This window comes from Rhizobium sp. BR 315, assembly GCF_050577975.1.
GTDB lineage: Bacteria > Pseudomonadota > Alphaproteobacteria > Rhizobiales > Rhizobiaceae > Rhizobium > Rhizobium miluonense.
The window spans coordinates 1-3,345 of sequence record NZ_JARWKZ010000119.1 but is presented as its reverse complement, the minus strand read 5'-3'; the positions used below and the strand labels follow the sequence as shown (position 1 = coordinate 3,345).

At 58.4% G+C, this 3,345-nt stretch carries 4 protein-coding genes; all 4 read left to right on the top strand.

The annotated features are described in order from the left end of the window. A partial coding sequence (locus QD409_RS35225) for an electron transfer flavoprotein subunit alpha/FixB family protein (protein ID WP_430765012.1) occupies nt 1-315 on the top strand: 315 nt, incomplete at its 5' end. A 79-nt stretch (nt 316-394) separates the two neighbouring features. Then, entirely contained in the window at nt 395-1,279 is an 885-nt protein-coding gene (purU, locus tag QD409_RS35220) for a formyltetrahydrofolate deformylase (RefSeq protein ID WP_427143619.1), read from the top strand. Between the two features lie 6 nt (nt 1,280-1,285). Then, complete coding sequence (gene folD / locus QD409_RS35215) at nt 1,286-2,194, top strand: bifunctional methylenetetrahydrofolate dehydrogenase/methenyltetrahydrofolate cyclohydrolase FolD (protein WP_427143618.1); 909 nt, start codon at nt 1,286-1,288, stop codon at nt 2,192-2,194. Between the two features lie 6 nt (nt 2,195-2,200). Beyond that, the coding region (locus QD409_RS35210; protein ID WP_430765011.1) for an NAD(P)/FAD-dependent oxidoreductase at nt 2,201-3,345 on the top strand (1,145 nt) is incomplete at its 3' end.

Here is a 3,345-nt window from a genome sequence, read left to right as displayed (position 1 = left end):
TCGGAGAAGTTCCAAGAGGTTATCCTTCCGATCGCCGACAAGCTGGGTGCTGCCGTCGGTGCAAGCCGCGCTGCTGTCGATGCGGGCTATGCGCCGAACGACTGGCAGATCGGCCAGACCGGCAAGGTTGTTGCCCCCGACCTCTACATCGCCTGCGGTATTTCTGGCGCCATCCAGCATCTGGCCGGCATGAAGGATTCGAAGGTGATCGTCGCGATCAACAAGGACGAGGAAGCGCCGATCTTCCAGGTCGCCGATTACGGTCTCGTTGGCGATCTGTTCGATGTCCTGCCCGAACTTGAAAAAGCCCTTTAACCGCAATTTCACATGAGACGGCGAGGTCACCTCCAGGCGGCCCAGTGTCTGCTGATGTTAGATGGAGTAGCCTGTGACTATGGAAAATCTGGTTCTTACGGTGTCATGCAAGTCCACAAGGGGAATCGTTGCGGCGATCTCCGGCTATCTGACTGACAAGGGTTGTAATATCCTTGATAGCTCGCAGTTCGATGATCTTGAGACCGGCCGGTTCTTCATGAGAATTGGCTTCAAGTCGGAAACCGGTATCCCGGAGCGTGATATCCGCGAAGGCTTTGATGAGGTCGCAAAGCGACTTTCAATGTCCTACGAGTTTCATCAAGGAGATAAGAGGACAAAAGTCCTTCTTATGGTCTCGCGCTTCGGTCACTGCTTGAACGATCTCCTTTATCGCTGGAGGATTGGCGCGCTTCCGATCGACATCGTTGGTGTCGTCTCCAACCACTTCGACTATCAGAAGGTGGTCGTGAACCATGACATTCCGTTCCACCACATCAAGGTAACCAAGGCGAACAAGCCCCAGGCGGAAGCGCGTATGCTCGAAATTGTTGATCAAACGGGTACCGAGCTGGTTGTGCTCGCCCGCTACATGCAGATTTTGTCCGACCAGCTCTGCGCCAAGATGTCGGGCAGGATCATCAACATTCACCATTCCTTCCTGCCCAGCTTCAAGGGCGCAAATCCCTACAAGCAAGCGTACGAGCGCGGTGTGAAGCTGATTGGCGCGACTGCCCACTATGTGACGGCAGACCTCGATGAAGGCCCGATCATCGAGCAGGATACCGTTCGTATCACGCATGCCCAAAGCCCTGACGACTACGTGTCGCTGGGGCGCGATGTCGAAAGTCAGGTTCTGGCTCGTGCGATCCACGCGCACATCCATCATCGCACCTTTGTTAATGGCAATAGGACTGTCGTGTTCCCGGCCAGCCCCGGAAGCTACGCGTCCGAACGGATGGGGTAACCACCGATGACCGCAATCATTGATGGGAAACAGATCGCCGCCGCCATCGTAGCGCAGGTGAAGAGCGCAGGCGAAGCATTACATTCAAACACAGGCGTGCAGGCAGGTATCGCAGTTGTAATCGTTGGTAATGACCCTGCTAGCCATGCCTATGTCTCCTCGAAGGCAAAAATGGCCCACGAGTGCGGCTTCCTGTCAATTAAGCACGAACTGTCGGAGGATACGAGCCAAGAAGAGTTGGCGACGCTCATCGAGTCACTCAACGATGACCCGCTCGTACACGGTATTCTCGTTCAGTTGCCTCTTCCAGGTCATTTGCGGTCAGACACGATCATTCGCGCCATTGCCCCGGCGAAGGATGTAGACGGTCTACACTTCGCGAACGCTGGCAGAATCGTAACAGGCGATCTCGATGGCGGGCTGGTTTCCTGTACACCGGCAGGTGCCATGGTATTCGTTCGCGATGTCCATGGCGACGACCTTACAGGGCTGCACGCTGTTGTGATCGGCAAGTCGAACTTATTCGGAAAGCCGATGTCAGCGCTGCTGCTGGAGGCCAATGCGACGGTTACCACGGTGCATAAGGGTACGCGCGATGTTCCCGGTCTTTGCAGAAACGCCGATATTGTTGTCGTTGCAGCGGGTCACCCTGGCCTTGTCAAAGCTGACTGGGTGCAGCCAGGCGCAACGGTTATCGATGTCGGGATTAACCGGATTGCCGCTCCCGAGAAAGGCGAAGGGAAGACGAAACTCGTCGGCGATGTTGCGTTCGAGGAAGTGGCGCGTGTCGCAGGTGCCATTACGCCGGTCCCCGGCGGCGTAGGTCCGATGACGATTGCTATGCTAATGGCAAACACTGTGATTGCTGCGTACCGGTTCGCCGGTTTGACCCCACCCAAGTTTGCAAGTCAGTGAAAACGCATGAGTGAGATTCCCGCACGCGAAAGCATGGAATTCGACGTTGTGATCGTTGGTGCGGGACCTGCGGGGCTTTCGGCGGCGATCCGGCTGAAGCAGGTCAATCCGGAGCTCTCGGTCGTCGTGCTCGAAAAGGGCGCCGAAGTCGGCGCGCATATCCTGTCGGGCGCCGTCGTCGATCCCATCGGCATCGACCGGCTGCTGCCGGACTGGCGCAAGGACGCCGACCGTCCGTTCAAGACCGAAGTGAAGGACGACCACTTCCTGTTCTTGGGCCCGGCCGGCTCGATCCGCCTGCCGAACTTTTTGATGCCGCCGCTGATGAACAATCACGGCAATTACATCGTCTCTCTCGGCAACGTCTGTCGCTGGCTGGCGACAAAGGCGGAAGAACTCGGCGTCGAAATCTATCCGGGCTTTGCCGCAACCGAAGTGCTCTACAACGACGAGGGTGCCGTCATCGGCGTTGCCACCGGCGACATGGGTATCGAGAGGAACGGCGAGCCGGGACCGAACTTCGCCCGCGGCATGGCGCTGCTCGGCAAATACACGCTGATCGGCGAGGGCGTGCGCGGCTCGCTCGCCAAGCAGCTGATCGCCAAGTTCGATCTGTCGAAAGACCGCGACGTCCAGAAGTTTGGCATCGGCCTGAAAGAGCTCTGGCAGGTTAAGCCCGAGAACCACCGTCCGGGCCTGGTGCAGCATTCGTTCGGCTGGCCGCTCGGCATGAAGACCGGTGGTGGTTCGTTCCTGTACCATCTGGAAGACAACCTCGTCGCGGTCGGCTTCGTCGTGCACCTCAACTACAAGAACCCATACCTCTTCCCGTTCGAGGAGTTCCAGCGCTTCAAGACCCATCCGGCCATCCGCGGCACCTTTGAAGGCGGCAAGCGGCTGTCCTATGGCGCTCGCGCCATCACCGAGGGCGGCTACCAGTCGGTACCGAAGCTGTCGTTCCCAGGCGGTGCGCTGATCGGCTGTTCGGCCGGCCTCGTCAACGTGCCGCGCATCAAGGGCAGCCACAATGCGGTGCTGTCTGGCATGCTGGCGGCTGACAAACTGGCAGAAGCGATCGCGTCGGGCAGGGCCAATGACGAGCCGGTCGAGATCGAGAACGAATGGCGCCAGACCGACATCGGCAAGGACAC